Genomic DNA, 15,952 nt, shown 5'->3' with positions numbered 1-15,952 from the left:
AAATTCGGGACATACTGGTACGGGATTCCGAAATCGAAGCCTGAACGCGCCGTCCTTGCCGACCGCTTTCCGCCCCGGGCGCAGTACGAAGCCAATCTTTTCGTTGACACTCCCTGACCCATATGATAAATTGTTTTAGGTAGCCTTAAGTGCGAGGTTTTTTTTCTATTGGCTCCGTATTGCTCAGATGCAGATGTTATCGTTTAACATAACGCGACATCGTGTTCTTGATTTTACAGTAAGCAGCTCGGGAGGTGTACTTTCAACATGCGGGTTATTATTACGCTTGCTTGCACGAATTGCAAACAGAGAAACTACACGACGACCAAAAACAAGCGCAACCACCCCGACCGCATCGAGATGAAGAAGTTTTGCAAGTTTTGCAACGAGCATACTCCTCATCGCGAGACGAGATAATAGGAGGTGTCGACGTGGCATTTTTGGGCAAGCTGAAGCAGGGCTTCGGGACGACGTTCGGTTTCTTTGCCGACAGCTGGGCGGAGCTTAAGAAAGTCCGCTGGCCAAATCGTAAAGAGTTGACAAGCTATACGATTGTCGTCCTTGTGACGATCGTCCTTGTGACCATTTACTTTTGGCTTCTTGACATCGGGATCTCTGAATTGGTCGGACTGATTGTTTAAGAAGATTCCAAAGGTGGATTATGATGGAGAAAAGATGGTATGTCGTCCATACTTACTCGGGGTATGAGAACAAAGTAAAAGCCAACCTGGAACGCCGGGTAAGCTCGATGGGCATGGAAGATAAAATTTTCCGTGTTCTCGTGCCGATGGAAGAGGAACTTGTGAACAAAGACGGGAAGAAAAAAACCGTCATGCGCAAAGTTTATCCCGGCTACGTCCTTGTGGAGATGATCCAGACGGACGATTCCTGGTATGTTGTTCGCAATACGCCCGGCGTGACGGGATTTGTCGGTTCGACCGGCTCCGGCTCGAAGCCGATTCCGCTAATGCCCGACGAAGTGGAGCAAATTTTGCGCCATATGGGTATCGAGGAACCGAAGCCGAAGATTGAATTCGAGCTGAAAGAGACTGTTCGCGTAAAAGTAGGTCCTTTCGCCGATTTTGTCGGTACGGTGGAAGAAATCATCCCCGACAAAAGCAAGCTGAAGGTGCATGTCAACATGTTTGGCAGGGAAACCCCGCTTGAGCTGGACTACACTCAAGTGGAAAAGATATAAATTTTTAAATATCCGGTTTCCGGATTCGTCGGTTCCCTCCGGCGAAGGCGGGATGAATGGCCCGCTTCATGCAGAATGAGGCAAGGAGGTGTGCAACATGGCAAAGAAGGTCATCAAAGTGGTCAAACTGCAGGTTCCCGCAGGCAAAGCCAACCCGGCTCCGCCAATCGGTCCCGCACTCGGTCAGGCCGGCGTCAACATTATGGCGTTTTGTAAAGAGTTCAACGCCCGTACCGCCGATCAGTCCGGATTGATCATTCCGGTCGTCATTACCGTTTTCGAAGACCGCTCGTTCACGTTTGAAACGAAGACGCCTCCGGCAGCTGTTCTGCTTCGCGTCGCGGCGGGAATCGAAAAAGGTTCCGGCGAGCCGAACAAGAAGAAGGTCGCTACCGTGAAACGCGCTAAAATCCGCGAAATCGCGGAGCAGAAGATGCCCGATCTCAACGCGGCTTCGGTCGAAGCGGCAATGCGTATGGTGGAAGGCACCGCGCGCAGTATGGGCGTCGTGATCGAGGACTGATATCGCCGCGTCCGATCAGGATCCGGCGGCCCGCGCAAGCGGGATCGCATGCGGAGCGCCAGGCGCTTCGCGGCGTGGGAGGAACGTCCGGCAAGGACGTCCGCTATAACCACAGGAGGAGGAAATTCAAATGGCCAAACACGGCAAGAAGTATCTTGAAGCCGCCAAGCTGATTGACAGCGAAGCGACTTATGAGCCGCTCGAAGCAATCGAGCTCGTAAAGAAAGGCGCATCGGCCAAATTCGACGAGTCAGTCGAGGTTGCCGTCCGTCTGGGCGTAGACCCGCGGAAGCAAGACCAGGCGGTGCGCGGCGTTGTCGTTCTGCCGCACGGTACGGGCAAAACGAAGCGCGTGCTTGTATTCGCCAAAGGCGAAAAAGCGAAGGAAGCCGAAGCTGCCGGCGCCGATTATGTCGGCGATTCGGATATGATCAACAAAATCCAACAAGGCTGGTTCGAGTTCGACGTCTGCGTTGCAACGCCGGACATGATGGCCGAAGTTGGTAAGCTTGGACGGATTCTGGGCGGCAAAGGCCTTATGCCGAACCCGAAAGCCGGTACGGTTACGTTCGACGTGGCGAAAGCCGTACAGGAAATCAAGGCGGGTAAAATCGAATACCGTCTCGACCGAGCAGGTCAAATCCATGCCCCGATCGGTAAAGTGTCGTTCGACGCCGAGAAGCTGGCCGAGAATCTGCAAACGCTGATCGAAGCGCTGAACCGTGCAAAACCGGCTGCGGCCAAAGGGGTTTACCTGAAAAACATTTCCGTTTCTTCGACGATGGGCCCTGGCGTCCGCGTGAACACGGCGGCATTCCGCTGAGAATAAAACGGAACCGACATTCGAATATGCATACCGTAGACAGTAGGTGCCCAAGGGCTTAATTTCCTACCGAGGTGTTATGATAAATCGTTTTGGCGATAGCGGGTTTCCGAGTTACGGAAGCCGTATCGCGGAACGGACCGTCATGGCCTTCGCCGTCTGCGGAGGCCATTTATTATGGCCTTCGCCAAAAGACGGGTGCCGGGCGCAATGAATGTCTACCATGAACCAACGGGAGGTGTACAGTTTGGCAAACGCAAGAATCATTCAGGAGAAGCAGCAAGCGGTCGAGGAAATTTCCACGAAGCTGCGCGAGAGTTCTTGCACGGTAGTCGCAGATTACCGGGGCTTGAACGTCGCTCAAGTGACGGAGCTGCGCAAACAGCTGCGTGAAGCCGGCGTTGAATTTTCGGTGCTGAAAAATTCGCTTGTTCGCCGTGCGACGGAATCGGCGGAGTTGTCGGAACTGAACGAGGTGCTGACGGGACCGACGGCGATCGCTTTCAGCAAGGACGACGTTGTAGCGCCGGCGAAGATTTTGAACGAATTCGCGAAAAAGAACGAAGCGCTGAAGCTGAAAGGCGGCGTGCTCGAAGGGCAAGTCGTCGGAGTCGAGCAGCTCAAAGCGCTCGCGGACCTGCCTTCCCGCGAAGGTCTGTTGTCCATGCTGCTTAGTGTACTGCAAGCGCCGATCCGCAACTTCGCGCTCGCGGTCAAGGCTGTCGCGGAGAAGCAAGAGGCTTGATTTCTTTAATGGCGGGCATGTCCCGGCCAAACTTGCAACGATATAAAATCAAAATTATGGAGGTTTAACCATGAGTAAAGAGCAAATTCTGGAAGCCATTAAAGGCATGAACGTTCTCGAACTGAACGAGCTGGTTAAAGCGATCGAAGAAGAATTCGGCGTAACGGCTGCTGCACCGGTAGCGGTTGTTGCAGGCGGCGGCGCTGCTGCAGAAGCTGCGGAGCAAACGGAATTCGAAGTCGTTCTCGCAAACGCTGGCGCATCCAAAATCAACGTTATCAAAGTCGTTCGCGAAATTACGGGTCTCGGCCTGAAAGAAGCGAAAGACCTTGTCGACAGCGCGCCGAAGACGCTCAAAGAGAACGTCAGCAAAGAAGAAGCGGAAGCCATCAAGGCGAAACTGGAAGAAGCCGGCGCTTCCGTAGAATTGAAATAAGCTTGATCTGCTTAAGGCGAACCCCTTGCAGCACTCTCGCTGCAGGGGGTTCGCTCGCTAAGCCGTAGTCTTACTTCGCATCGGTTAAGCGGAAGCCTGCGAAACAGCCTTTTCTCCCAGAAGGATAAGCGGATGCTTCCAATAGTCGTCTTTGCTGCGCAAAGGTATCAGGAGGTTATCGACATGTCCGACCATTACTATTCGAGAACGCCCGGAGTCGCGCACGACCGCCATATTCGGCAAGCGACGCTGCGAGGGTTAGCGTTTCGGTTTGTAACGGACGCCGGCGTCTTCTCCAAATCGAATGTCGATTTCGGCAGCCGTCTGCTGATCGAAACGATGGACGTGCCGCTCGACGCCGAGGTGCTTGACGTCGGATGCGGGTACGGGCCGATCGGGCTTGCCGCGGCCAGGCTCGCCCCGAAGGGTCGGGTGACGATGATCGATATTAATGAGCGGGCTGTCGAATTGGCGAAGGAAAATGCGGCGCTGAACGGCATTTCCAATGTGGATATCCGTCAGAGCGATCTGTTCGAAGCGGTGCGCGGCCGATCGTTCGATGTCGTGCTGACGAATCCTCCGATCCGGGCAGGGAAATCGATCGTTCACCGCATTTTTGAGGAAGGCTGGACGCTGCTCGTTCCGGGCGGGGCGATGTGGGTCGTTATCCAGAAGAAGCAAGGCGCGCCATCCGCGCAAGCGAAGCTGACAGAGGTATTTGGCAATGCGGACCTGATCGCGAGAGACAAAGGGTACTGGATATTGAAAGCAGTCAAGAGATAGACGAATAGACGCAGACGGCGACGAAGCAGCATCCTGTTAAGGAAGTTCTTTGTTGACTTGACTTTTTCAATATGGTATCATTATTAAATGTCAGCATGAGAATGGGGTCAATATCTTTAGTGTACTAAAATGTCAAGAGTTTTTTGCCGCGAAGCTGGCCCGTATAATTGCGGTACGGTATGAGCCGGCATCGTTATCGAATAAAATAATTAGCGCGGCATGCATAAAAAATTGACATTTGACGTATAATGTTTACATTTTGGGCTAAATTACTAGATATGGAACCGTACGCGCCCGCGCCGCGAATCGGTTTGGTTGCTGGAAAGATGCTCTTTTTTCGAACCTATTTCGATAAGGGCTTTTCTTTATTTATGATTCTGAAAGAAAAGGGTTTCCTTTTCCCGTTTCTTAAAAATCCAGGGAAGTATAAGATCCGCTTCTGTACTTTGCTTGGATTTTATCGCGAAACGGAAGCTTCGTCGGCTGCATGCCGGGCGAGGCCGTTTACGCTTGCATGAGGGGTGAGGTTAAGTTGGCAGGACATCTTGTTCAGTATGGTCGACGCACGCGGAGAAGTTACGCCCGTATCAAAGAAGTGCTCGAAGTTCCGAACCTGATTGAAATCCAACAGAAATCGTACGAGAAGTTTCTCGAGCAGGACCTGCTGGAACTGTTTCAGGACATCTCTCCGATTCAGGATTTTACGGGTAACCTGTCGCTGGAATTTATCGATTACAGCCTGGGCGAACCGAAATATTCAGTAGATGAATCGAAGGAACGCGACGTCACGTATGCCGCACCGCTGCGCGTAAAAGTGCGGCTGATCAACAAGGAAACGGGCGAAGTGAAAGAGCAGGAAGTGTTTATGGGCGATTTCCCGCTGATGACGGACACCGGTACGTTCATCATTAACGGGGCCGAACGGGTTATTGTCAGTCAATTGGTACGCTCCCCCAGCGTCTATTTTAGCACGAAAATAGACAAGAACGGGAAAAAGACGTACACGGCGACCGTCATTCCGAATCGGGGCGCATGGCTGGAGCTGGAGACCGACACGAAGGACATTATTTATGTTCGCATCGACCGCACCCGGAAAATCCCGGTTACGGTGCTCCTTCGCGCGCTCGGCTTTGGCACGGATGCCGAAATTTTGGATTTGCTCGGTCATGACGAATATATACGCAACACGCTGGACAAGGACAATACGGACTCGACGGAGAAAGCGCTGATCGAAATTTACGAACGCCTTCGTCCCGGCGAGCCGCCGACGCTGGAAAACGCGAAAAGCCTGCTCATTGCGCGCTTTTTCGATCCGAAACGGTACGACCTCGCCAACGTCGGACGTTACAAAATCAACAAAAAGCTTCACATCAAAAACCGTCTGTTCAACCAACGTCTGGCGGAAACGCTTGTCGATCCGACGACCGGCGAAATTATCGCCGAAGCGGGCCAAATGATCGACCGTCGTCTTTTGGACGAGATCATGCCTCATCTGGAGAACAACGTCGGTTTTAAAACTTATCATGTCTCGAATGGCATTCTTGATGCGGATAGTATTCCGCTTCAAGCTATCAGTGTATTCTCGCCTTTGGACGAAAACCAGGTTATCAAGGTCATCTCCAACGGCAATATCGACAAGTCCGTCAAACATATTACGCCGGCGGACATTATCGCGTCGATCAACTACTTCATTAACCTGCTGCACGGTGTGGGCAGCACGGACGATATCGACCACCTCGGCAACCGCCGGCTTCGTTCCGTCGGGGAACTGCTGCAGAACCAGTTCCGCATCGGTCTTTCGCGGATGGAGCGCGTCGTGCGCGAACGGATGTCCATTCAGGACGCCAATGCGATTACGCCGCAGGCGCTGATCAACATCCGTCCGGTTATCGCGTCGATCAAAGAATTTTTCGGTTCTTCGCAGCTGTCCCAATTTATGGACCAGACGAACCCGCTTGCCGAGTTGACGCATAAGCGGCGCCTGTCCGCGCTCGGACCGGGCGGCTTGACGCGGGAACGCGCAGGCATGGAAGTGCGCGACGTTCACCATTCCCATTACGGCCGGATGTGTCCGATCGAGACGCCGGAAGGACCGAACATCGGTCTGATCAACTCGTTGTCCACGTACGCCCGGATTAACGAATACGGATTTATCGAAACGCCGTATCGCTGGGTCGATCCGAAGACAAATCGCGTAACGGACCAGATCGCGTATTTGACGGCGGACGAAGAAGACAACTACGTCATCGCCCAGGCGAACGCGGAATTGACGGAAGACAACAGATTCAAAGACGACATGGTCATCGTCCGTTACAACAAGCAGGCGGACAATATTTTGACGATGCCGAGCGACCGCGTCGATTATATGGACGTTTCGCCGAAGCAGGTCGTCTCGGTTGCGACCGCGCTTATTCCGTTCCTCGAGAACGACGACTCTAACCGCGCGCTCATGGGCTCGAACATGCAGCGGCAAGCCGTTCCGCTTCTCGTTCCGAAAGCGCCGCTCGTCGGTACGGGCATGGAGCACAAGGCTGCCAAAGACTCGGGCGTATGCGTCGTGTCGCAGCATGACGGCATCGTGGAACGCGTAACGGCCAACGAAATTTGGGTTCGCCGCGTCGAGAACGTAGACGGCAAAATGGTGACGGGCGATCTGGTGAAGCACAAGCTGTACAAGTTTATGCGTTCGAACCAGGGAACGTGCATCAATCAGCGGCCGATCGTCCGCAAGGGCGACCAGGTGAAAAAAGGCGACATTTTGGCGGACGGTCCGTCCACAGAGCAAGGCGAATTGGCGCTTGGTCGCAACGTCGTCGTCGCGTTTATGACATGGGAAGGCTACAACTACGAGGATGCCATCCTGCTCAGCGAGAAACTGGTGAAAGAGGATGTTTATACGTCCATTCACATTGAGGAATATGAATCCGAAGCCCGGGATACGAAGCTCGGTCCGGAAGAAATCACGCGCGATATCCCGAACGTCGGGGAAGAAGCGCTCAAAAATCTCGACGAGCGCGGCATTATCCGGGTCGGCGCCGAGATCAGCGCGAACGATATTCTCGTTGGCAAAGTGACGCCGAAAGGCGTGACGGAGCTGACGGCGGAAGAGCGTCTGCTGCATGCGATCTTTGGCGAGAAGGCCCGGGAAGTAAGGGACACGTCTCTGCGCGTGCCTCACGGCACCGACGGCATCGTCGTCGACGTCAAAGTATTCACCCGCGAGAACGGCGACGAGCTGCCGCCCGGCGTCAATCAGCTGGTGCGCGTCTACATCGCGCAGAAGCGGAAAATTTCCGAAGGCGACAAGATGGCGGGCCGCCACGGCAACAAAGGCGTCATCGCCAGAATTATGCCGGAGGAAGACATGCCTTTCCTTCCGGACGGCACACCTGTAGAGGTTGTTCTCAACCCGCTGGGCGTCCCTTCCCGGATGAATATCGGCCAGGTGCTGGAGGTTCACCTCGGCATGGCCTGCAAACGGCTCGGCATTTATGCCGCCACGCCCGTATTCGACGGCGCAACCGAGCATGACGTGTTCGACTCGATGGAAGAGGCCGGCATGCAGCGCAACGGCAAGACGCTGCTGTACGACGGACGAACGGGGGAACCGTTCGAACGCGAGGTTACGGTCGGCGTCATGTACATGATCAAGCTTGCGCACATGGTCGACGACAAGATTCACGCTCGTTCCACCGGTCCGTACTCGCTCGTTACGCAGCAGCCGCTCGGCGGCAAGGCGCAGTTCGGCGGCCAGCGTTTCGGCGAGATGGAAGTCTGGGCGCTTGAAGCGTACGGAGCGGCGTATACGCTGCAGGAGATTTTGACCGTCAAGTCCGATGATGTCGTCGGCCGGGTCAAAACGTACGAATCGATCGTCAAAGGCGAGAACGTGCCGGAACCGGGCGTTCCGGAGTCGTTCAAAGTTTTGATCAAGGAGCTTCAGAGCCTCGGCATGGATGTGAAAATATTGACCGAGAACGAAGAAGAGATCGAAATGAAAGAGATCGACGACGAAGAAGAGACAGGCGGCGACAAGCTGAACCTGAATCTGGAAGGCGCCGAGGTTGGCGTAGAATAACGACATGTGGCGGATGACGTCCCCTGGCGGACGTCATCCGGGGTTTCGGTAACCAAGACGAAGGAGGGTTGCTCCTTGTTGGACGTGAACAACTTCGAGTACATGAAGATCGGGCTGGCTTCGCCGGACAAAATCCGTTCGTGGTCGCGCGGAGAAGTCAAAAAGCCGGAAACGATCAACTACAGGACGCTCAAACCGGAAAAAGAAGGTTTGTTCTGCGAGAAGATTTTCGGACCGACGAAGGACTGGGAATGTCATTGCGGCAAATATAAACGGGTGCGTTATAAAGGCGTCGTTTGCGACCGCTGTGGCGTTGAAGTGACCCGGGCGAAAGTTCGGCGGGAACGGATGGGACATATCGAGTTGGCCGCTCCCGTTTCGCATATCTGGTATTTCAAAGGCATTCCGAGCCGAATGGGGCTTGCGCTCGACATGTCGCCCCGTTCGCTGGAAGAGATCATCTATTTTGCATCGTATGTCGTAACCGATCCGGGCGATACGCCGCTCGAGAAGAAACAGCTGCTTTCCGAGAAGGAGTACCGGAGCTACCGGGAAAAATACGGTTACGGTTTTCAGGCGGGCATGGGCGCTGAAGCCGTCAAGAAGCTTCTGCAAGATATCGACATCGACAAAGAAGTGGAGACGCTGAAGGAAGAGCTGCGGACCGCTCAGGGCCAACGCCGCAACCGTGCGATCAAGCGGCTGGAAGTGATCGAAGCGTTCCGCAATTCGGGCAATCGTCCGGAATGGATGATTCTCGACGTGCTGCCCGTCATTCCGCCGGAGCTCCGGCCGATGGTGCAGCTTGACGGCGGACGTTTCGCCACTTCCGACCTGAACGATCTGTACCGCCGCGTCATTAACCGGAACAACCGTCTGAAGCGACTTCTGGATCTCGGCGCGCCGGACATTATCGTGCAGAACGAAAAACGGATGCTGCAGGAAGCGGTCGACGCGCTGATCGACAACGGCCGCCGCGGACGTCCCGTTACCGGTCCAGGCAACCGGCCGCTGAAATCGCTCAGCCATATGCTGAAAGGGAAGCAAGGCCGCTTCCGTCAGAACCTGCTGGGCAAACGGGTTGACTATTCCGGCCGTTCCGTTATCGTTGTCGGGCCGAGCCTGAAAATGTATCAGTGCGGGCTTCCGAAAGAGATGGCGCTCGAGCTGTTCAAGCCGTTCGTCATGAAGGAGCTTGTAAACAAAGGACTTGCCCATAACATCAAGAGCGCCAAGCGGAAGGTCGAGCGCGTAAGCCCGGAAGTCTGGGACGTGCTCGAAGAAGTGATCAAGGAGCATCCGGTGCTGCTCAACCGCGCTCCCACGCTGCACCGTCTCGGCATTCAGGCGTTCGAGCCGATTCTGGTGGAAGGCCGGGCTATCCGTCTGCATCCGCTCGTATGTACCGCGTACAACGCGGACTTTGACGGCGACCAGATGGCCGTTCACGTTCCGTTGTCGGCCGAGGCGCAAGCCGAGGCGCGGCTCTTGATGCTCGCTTCGGGCAACATTCTGAACCCGAAGGACGGCAAGCCGGTCGTTACGCCTTCCCAGGACATGGTGCTCGGCAGCTACTATTTGACGATGGACAACGTGGAGGCCAAAGGCAGCGGATCGGTGTTCGCAAGCGTGAACGAAGCGGTTTCCGCTTATCAGCGGGGAGTCGTATCGTTGCATGCGCGCGTCTTCATTCCGGCCAAGGCGCTGAAGAAAAAATCGTTTACCGAAGAGCAGCAGCGGGCGCTGCTGTCCACGACGGTCGGTAAAATTATTTTTAACGAAATTTTCCCGGATACGTTCCCTTACATCAACGAACCTTCGAAGGCGAACTTGCTGCAAGGAACGCCGGACAAATATTTTGTGTTCGAGAAGGGCGCGGATTTGCGGGAGTTTATGCACAACGTGCCGCAAATGGGCGCTATCGGCAAAGAATATTTGGGTCAGATCATCGCCCATTGCTTCCGCGCCTATGAGACGACGCAGACCGCGATTATTCTCGACCGGATCAAGCAGCTCGGCTTCTCGTATTCCACGCGCGCGGGGATTACGATTGCCGTGGCCGACGTTGTCGTGCCGGAAGAAAAGCAGGATATCCTCCGCGAATCCGAGGAGAAGGTCCGCATCGTCATGAATCAGTATCGCCGCGGTCTTATTACGAACGAAGAGCGGTACGACAAAATTATCGAAATCTGGAGCCGGGCGAAGGACCAGATTACCGATATTTTGATGAAATCGATGGACCGCTACAATTCGATCATGCTTATGGTCGACTCCAAAGCGCGGGGTAACAAATCGCAGATTACCCAGCTGGGCGGGATGCGCGGTCTCATGGCGAACCCGTCGGGCCGGATTATCGAGCTTCCGATCAAGTCGAACTTCCGCGAAGGGCTGACGGTGCTGGAGTACTATATTTCCACGCACGGTGCTCGGAAAGGTCTCGCGGACACGGCGCTGCGTACGGCCGACTCGGGTTATTTGACCCGCCGTCTGGTCGACGTCGCGCAGGACGTCATCGTTCGGGAAGAGGATTGCGGTACGGACAAAGGCTTCACGGTCGGCAAAATCCAAGACGGCAAAGAAGTTATCGAGGATCTGTATGACCGCATCGAAGGGCGGTATTCGTTCGAGACGGTTCGCCATCCGGAAACGGGCGAAATTATCGTGGGCCGCAACGAGCTCATCGATGCGAGCAAGGCGGACGCCATCGTCAAGGCCGGCATCGAAAAGCTCCAGATCCGTTCCGTGCTCAGCTGCCGCGCCCGCCACGGCGTATGCAAAATTTGCTACGGCCGCAATCTGGCGACCGGGAAATTTGTCGAAATCGGCGAAGCGGTGGGCATTATCGCGGCCCAATCCATCGGCGAGCCGGGAACCCAGCTTACGATGCGGACATTCCATACCGGGGGCGTCGCCGGAGACGATATTACGCAAGGTTTGCCGCGGATTCAGGAGCTGTTCGAGGCCCGCAATCCGAAAGGCCAGGCGATTATCTCCGAGCTGGACGGCACGATCAAGAGCATTCGCGAAGCGAAGGACCGCCGCGAAATCGAAGTCGAGGGCGAGGCGGAGTCCAAAGTTTATTCCGTCACGTACGGTTCGCGCATCCGGGTAACGGAAGGTCAGGTCGTCGAAGCCGGCGACGAGCTGACGGACGGCTCGATCGACCCGAAAGATATGCTGCGCATTAAAGGGATACGCGGCGTGCAGAACTACATTCTGCAGGAAGTGCAGCGCGTATACCGGAACCAGGGTGTTGAGATCAATGACAAGCATATCGAAGTCATGATCAAGCAAATGCTGCGGAAAATCCGGATTGTGGAAGCCGGCGACACGCCGCTCTTGCCGGGTTCGTTCGTCGATATTCACGAATACGAGGCAGCAAACCGCGAAGCGATTCTGGCCGGACGCGAGCCTGCGGTCGCCAAGCCGATTCTGCTCGGGATTACGAAGGCGTCGCTTGAGACCGATTCGTTCCTTTCGGCCGCTTCGTTCCAGGAAACGACGCGCGTTCTGACCGATGCGGCAATCAAAGGCAAAGTCGACCAGCTGCTCGGCCTGAAGGAGAATGTCATTATCGGCAAGCTTATCCCTGCCGGTACGGGCATGAGCCGTTATCGCAACATTCGCTTTGCCGGGCTGGATGAGGAAGAGGCTCAGCCGGAAGAACATCTCGAAAACGAAACGGTTTCGATAGAGTCTTGACGAGTTGCCAGGGCGATCGCCGCGTGCAACGCGCGGCGATCTTTTATTCTGAAGCTCGTGCACATCTTTCTTGACAATGCCGGAATCAAGATGATAATATATCGGAGTGTGCCTGTATGTTCTTCTGCTTTTTTAGAGGAGAAAGGTGATTTCATGCCTATCCGAATCGGCACGAAGCAAACGACGAAAGCGGTGGAGCAACGGCTCGCCACGCTCGTCTATGTTGCGCAAGACGCAGATCCCCGTATTGTGAAGAAGGTCGTTGCGCTGTGTGAAACGGCGGGGATACCGGTCCAGTGGGTCGACACGATGAAGAATCTCGGGGCAACATGCGGGATCGACGTCGGAGCCGCTATGGCCGCGGTTATCCCTGATGAGAAATAAGAAACGGACGTTTTTGCCGGAAGTGACTTTGTATAAAGGCCGGACGGCAAAAACGTTTGTGCGTTTCATTATGAACCGCCTGGATCTGTGGACTTGAAAGACGGGAATGTTTTCAGGAAACAGCAGCCTTATGGGAAGGGGGTGGCAACATGCCAACAATTAACCAACTGGTTCGCAAAGGCCGCCAGGCTAAAGTCGTGAAATCGAAATCGCCTGCCCTGCAAAGAGGGTTCAACGCTCTGAAACGCGAGGAGACGAACCAAAGCTCCCCGCAAAAACGCGGTGTGTGCACTCGCGTAGGGACGATGACGCCGAAAAAACCGAACTCCGCATTGCGGAAATACGCGCGGGTGCGCTTGACCAACCGCGTTGAGGTAACGGCTTATATCGGCGGTATCGGTCACAACCTGCAAGAGCACAGTGTCGTGCTCGTTCGCGGAGGCCGGGTCAAAGACCTGCCGGGTGTTCGTTACCATATCGTTCGCGGCGCTCTCGACACCGCGGGCGTCAACAACCGGAAGCAAGGCCGTTCCAAATACGGCACGAAGCGTCCGAAAGACAAGAAATAATATCGTAATCGGATAGAGCCGGGCAAGCGTTCATGCCGGCCTGGCGACGATATGGGGAAAGGGGGATTATCGCATGCCACGCAAAGGTCCAGTTGCCAAACGCGACGTGCTGCCGGATCCGGTGTACAACAGCAAGCTCGTGACGCGTCTGATCAACCGTATTATGATCGACGGCAAGCGCGGCGTTGCCCAAAAAATTCTGTACGATGCGTTCAACATCGTTCGGGAGCGTACGGGCAAGGATCCGATGGAAGTATTCGAAGCGGCTATCAAAAACATTATGCCGGTTCTCGAAGTCAAAGCCCGCCGTGTAGGCGGCGCGAACTATCAAGTGCCGGTTGAAGTGAAGCCGGAACGCCGGACATCGCTCGGTCTCCGCTGGCTGGTGAATTACTCGCGCAGCCGCGGCGAGAAGACGATGCAAGAGCGTCTGGCCGCTGAAATCATCGATGCATCGAACAACACGGGCGCATCGGTGAAGAAGCGCGAAGATACGCACAAAATGGCGGAAGCAAACAAAGCGTTTGCGCATTACCGCTGGTAGGATTCGCATAACGAAAGGAGACAATTGAATGGCAAGAGAGTTCTCCTTGAAAAATACGCGCAATATCGGGATCATGGCGCATATTGATGCGGGCAAAACGACGACTACGGAGCGGATTCTGTTCTATACGGGCCGTACCCATAAAATCGGCGAAGTGCATGAAGGCTCCGCTACGATGGACTGGATGGAACAGGAGCAGGAGCGCGGCATTACGATTACGTCCGCCGCGACGACCGCCCAGTGGAAAGGTCACCGCATCAACATTATCGACACCCCGGGACACGTTGACTTCACCGTTGAAGTCGAACGTTCCCTACGCGTATTGGACGGGGCTGTTGGGGTCTTCAGCGCAAAAGAAGGCGTAGAGCCGCAATCCGAAACCGTTTGGCGCCAAGCCGACAAATATCGGGTTCCTCGTATCGCCTACGTGAACAAAATGGACATCATCGGCGCGGACTTCCTGAATGTCGTTCAGGATATGCGCGATCGTCTGCAAGCGAACGCCGTAGCGATCCAGCTGCCGATCGGCGCCGAGAACGACTTTGTCGGCGTTATCGACCTGATCGAGCGCGTCGCTTACATTTACAAGGACGATCTGGGCAAAGAGCCGGAGAAAACCGACATTCCGGACGAACTGAAAGACAAGGCCGAAGAGCTTCGTGCGGAGCTTGTCGAGAAAGTTGCCGAGCTGGACGAAGATTTGACAATGAAGTATCTTGAGGGTGAGGAAATCACCGTTCAAGAACTGAAAGCCGCGCTGCGCAAAGGCGTGTGCGAAGTGAAAATCTTCCCGGTAGTCTGCGGTTCCTCTTATCGGAACAAAGGCGTTCAAGTGATGCTTGACGCTGTTGTCGATTATTTGCCTTCGCCGGTCGATGTGCCGGATATCAAAGGTGTTTTGCCGGACGGGACGGAAACGACCCGCAAATCCGACGACAACGAGCCGTTCGCGGCGCTGGCGTTCAAAATTATGTCCGACCCGTTCGTCGGCAAGCTGACGTTCTTCCGTGTCTATTCGGGCATTCTGAACTCCGGTTCGTACGTGCTCAACGCCACGAAAGGCAAGCGCGAGAGAATCGGCCGGATTCTGCAGATGCACGCGAACAGCCGTCAGGAAATTTCGGAAGTTTACGCAGGCGACATCGCTGCGGCCGTCGGTCTGAAAGACACGGGCACGGGCGACACGTTGTGCGACGAGAAACATCCGGTTATACTGGAATCGATGAATTTCCCTGAGCCGGTTATCGAAATCGCGATCGAGCCGAAGACGAAAGCCGACCAGGACAAAATGGGCGTAGCATTGTCCAAGCTGGCCGAAGAAGACCCGACGTTCCGCGCTTATACGGACGAAGAAACGGGCCAAACGATCATCTCCGGTATGGGTGAGCTTCACCTCGAGATTATCGTCGACCGCATGCTTCGCGAGTTCAAAGTCGAGACCAACGTCGGCAAACCGCAGGTTGCGTATCGCGAAACGTTCCGCACGCCTGCGAAGGTCGAGGGCAAATTCGTTCGTCAATCCGGCGGCCGCGGTCAATACGGCCACGTCTGGATCGAGTTCGAACCGCTCGAGCCCGGCAGCGGATTCCAGTTTGAAAACAAAATCGTCGGCGGTGTCGTACCGAAAGAGTACATTCCGGCTGTACAAGCGGGTATTGAAGAAGCCATGAAAAATGGCGTTCTTGCCGGTTACCCGGTCGTAGACATCAAAGCTACGATTTTCGACGGATCGTACCATGACGTCGACTCGTCCGAGATGGCGTTCAAAATTGCCGGTTCGATGGCGCTGAAAGCGGCGAAAGACAAATGTAACCCGGTTCTTCTCGAGCCGATCATGAAAGTCGAGGTTACTGTTCCTGAGGAATACATGGGCGACGTTATGGGAATGCTGAACTCCCGGCGCGGCCGCATCGAAGGGATGGATTCGCGCTCCGGCGCGCAAATCATCCGCGCGAAAGTGCCGCTCTCCGAGATGTTCGGATATTCCACTACGCTTCGTTCCGGTACCCAGGGCCGCGGCGTCTTCTCGATGGAACTCTCTCACTACGAAGAAGTTCCGAAATCGATCGCCGAACAGATTATCGCGAAACACAAAGGTGAATAACAGAACCACAATATGTATGACCCGGTGCCTCGATGCGCCGAGCAGGCGCAAGGGCAACCGGGA

Annotated in this window: 14 protein-coding genes and 1 other annotated feature; all 14 genes read left to right on the top strand. The window is 55.0% G+C overall.

The annotated features are described in order from the left end of the window. Positions 1 to 267 precede the first annotated feature (267 nt). The 14 genes from rpmG (at position 268) to fusA (ending at position 15,889) form a co-directional block, all read left to right on the top strand. Positions 268 to 417: a 50S ribosomal protein L33 gene (rpmG, locus tag ABEV74_RS07175; protein ID WP_062490465.1), complete on the top strand. Its 150-nt coding sequence runs from the start codon at positions 268 to 270 to the stop codon at positions 415 to 417. A gap of 14 nt (positions 418 to 431) precedes the next feature. Continuing rightward, positions 432 to 641, top strand: a complete 210-nt coding sequence (gene secE / locus ABEV74_RS07170) for a preprotein translocase subunit SecE (protein ID WP_062490467.1) — start codon at positions 432 to 434, stop codon at positions 639 to 641. A gap of 23 nt (positions 642 to 664) precedes the next feature. Then, complete coding sequence (gene nusG / locus ABEV74_RS07165) at positions 665 to 1,198, top strand: transcription termination/antitermination protein NusG (protein WP_062490469.1); 534 nt, start codon at positions 665 to 667, stop codon at positions 1,196 to 1,198. A 97-nt stretch (positions 1,199 to 1,295) separates the two neighbouring features. Then, entirely contained in the window at positions 1,296 to 1,721 is a 426-nt protein-coding gene (rplK, locus tag ABEV74_RS07160; RefSeq protein ID WP_062490471.1) for a 50S ribosomal protein L11, read from the top strand. 130 nt (positions 1,722 to 1,851) lie between these two features. Next, complete coding sequence (gene rplA, locus ABEV74_RS07155; RefSeq protein WP_062490476.1) at positions 1,852 to 2,544, top strand: 50S ribosomal protein L1; 693 nt, start codon at positions 1,852 to 1,854, stop codon at positions 2,542 to 2,544. Between the two features lie 15 nt (positions 2,545 to 2,559). Beyond that, positions 2,560 to 2,730: a sequence feature (ribosomal protein L10 leader region), on the top strand. 61 nt (positions 2,731 to 2,791) lie between these two features. Continuing rightward, positions 2,792 to 3,289, top strand: coding sequence for a 50S ribosomal protein L10 (gene rplJ, locus ABEV74_RS07150; RefSeq protein ID WP_062490477.1), 498 nt, complete (start codon positions 2,792 to 2,794; stop codon positions 3,287 to 3,289). Between the two features lie 70 nt (positions 3,290 to 3,359). Continuing rightward, the gene (rplL, locus tag ABEV74_RS07145) at positions 3,360 to 3,725 is read left to right on the top strand and encodes a 50S ribosomal protein L7/L12 (protein ID WP_062490479.1); all 366 of its coding nucleotides are present in this window, start codon (positions 3,360 to 3,362) and stop codon (positions 3,723 to 3,725) included. 183 nt (positions 3,726 to 3,908) lie between these two features. Then, positions 3,909 to 4,508: a class I SAM-dependent methyltransferase gene (locus ABEV74_RS07140; protein ID WP_430144686.1), complete on the top strand. Its 600-nt coding sequence runs from the start codon at positions 3,909 to 3,911 to the stop codon at positions 4,506 to 4,508. 514 nt (positions 4,509 to 5,022) lie between these two features. Next, the gene (gene rpoB, locus ABEV74_RS07135; RefSeq protein ID WP_201024068.1) at positions 5,023 to 8,586 is read left to right on the top strand and encodes a DNA-directed RNA polymerase subunit beta; all 3,564 of its coding nucleotides are present in this window, start codon (positions 5,023 to 5,025) and stop codon (positions 8,584 to 8,586) included. 75 nt (positions 8,587 to 8,661) lie between these two features. Continuing rightward, positions 8,662 to 12,288: a DNA-directed RNA polymerase subunit beta' gene (rpoC, locus tag ABEV74_RS07130; protein ID WP_430144685.1), complete on the top strand. Its 3,627-nt coding sequence runs from the start codon at positions 8,662 to 8,664 to the stop codon at positions 12,286 to 12,288. 153 nt (positions 12,289 to 12,441) lie between these two features. Then, positions 12,442 to 12,672: a ribosomal L7Ae/L30e/S12e/Gadd45 family protein gene (locus tag ABEV74_RS07125; RefSeq protein ID WP_430144684.1), complete on the top strand. Its 231-nt coding sequence runs from the start codon at positions 12,442 to 12,444 to the stop codon at positions 12,670 to 12,672. Between the two features lie 149 nt (positions 12,673 to 12,821). Beyond that, positions 12,822 to 13,241 carry a 30S ribosomal protein S12 gene (gene rpsL, locus ABEV74_RS07120; protein WP_062490489.1) on the top strand — a complete coding sequence of 140 codons (420 nt, stop codon included), beginning with the start codon at positions 12,822 to 12,824 and terminating at the stop codon, positions 13,239 to 13,241. A 73-nt stretch (positions 13,242 to 13,314) separates the two neighbouring features. Further along, entirely contained in the window at positions 13,315 to 13,785 is a 471-nt protein-coding gene (rpsG, locus tag ABEV74_RS07115) for a 30S ribosomal protein S7 (protein ID WP_062490492.1), read from the top strand. 28 nt (positions 13,786 to 13,813) lie between these two features. Then, positions 13,814 to 15,889, top strand: a complete 2,076-nt coding sequence (fusA, locus tag ABEV74_RS07110) for an elongation factor G (protein WP_430144680.1) — start codon at positions 13,814 to 13,816, stop codon at positions 15,887 to 15,889. The last annotated feature ends 63 nt before the right edge of the window (positions 15,890 to 15,952 follow it).

The sequence above is a fragment of the Paenibacillus cisolokensis genome (assembly GCF_050481165.1).
GTDB classification, from domain to species: Bacteria; Bacillota; Bacilli; order Paenibacillales; family Paenibacillaceae; genus Paenibacillus_AH; species Paenibacillus_AH cisolokensis.
The sequence above is the reverse complement of the archived record's forward strand: the minus strand, read 5'-3'. Positions and strand labels throughout refer to the sequence as shown.

Bases quoted from the DNA above. Each gene is read 5' to 3' on its own strand.
- rpmG (WP_062490465.1), top strand. From the start codon at position 268: ATGCGGGTTATTATTACGCTTGCTTGCACGAATTGCAAACAGAGAAAC.
- nusG (WP_062490469.1), top strand. From the start codon at position 665: ATGGAGAAAAGATGGTATGTCGTCCATACTTACTCGGGGTATGAGAAC.
- rplK (WP_062490471.1), top strand. From the start codon at position 1,296: ATGGCAAAGAAGGTCATCAAAGTGGTCAAACTGCAGGTTCCCGCAGGC.
- rplA (WP_062490476.1), top strand. From the start codon at position 1,852: ATGGCCAAACACGGCAAGAAGTATCTTGAAGCCGCCAAGCTGATTGAC.
- rplL (WP_062490479.1), top strand. From the start codon at position 3,360: ATGAGTAAAGAGCAAATTCTGGAAGCCATTAAAGGCATGAACGTTCTC.
- ABEV74_RS07140 (WP_430144686.1), top strand. From the start codon at position 3,909: ATGTCCGACCATTACTATTCGAGAACGCCCGGAGTCGCGCACGACCGC.
- rpoB (WP_201024068.1), top strand. From the start codon at position 5,023: ATGAGGGGTGAGGTTAAGTTGGCAGGACATCTTGTTCAGTATGGTCGA.
- ABEV74_RS07125 (WP_430144684.1), top strand. From the start codon at position 12,442: ATGCCTATCCGAATCGGCACGAAGCAAACGACGAAAGCGGTGGAGCAA.
- rpsL (WP_062490489.1), top strand. From the start codon at position 12,822: ATGCCAACAATTAACCAACTGGTTCGCAAAGGCCGCCAGGCTAAAGTC.
- rpsG (WP_062490492.1), top strand. From the start codon at position 13,315: ATGCCACGCAAAGGTCCAGTTGCCAAACGCGACGTGCTGCCGGATCCG.
- fusA (WP_430144680.1), top strand. From the start codon at position 13,814: ATGGCAAGAGAGTTCTCCTTGAAAAATACGCGCAATATCGGGATCATG.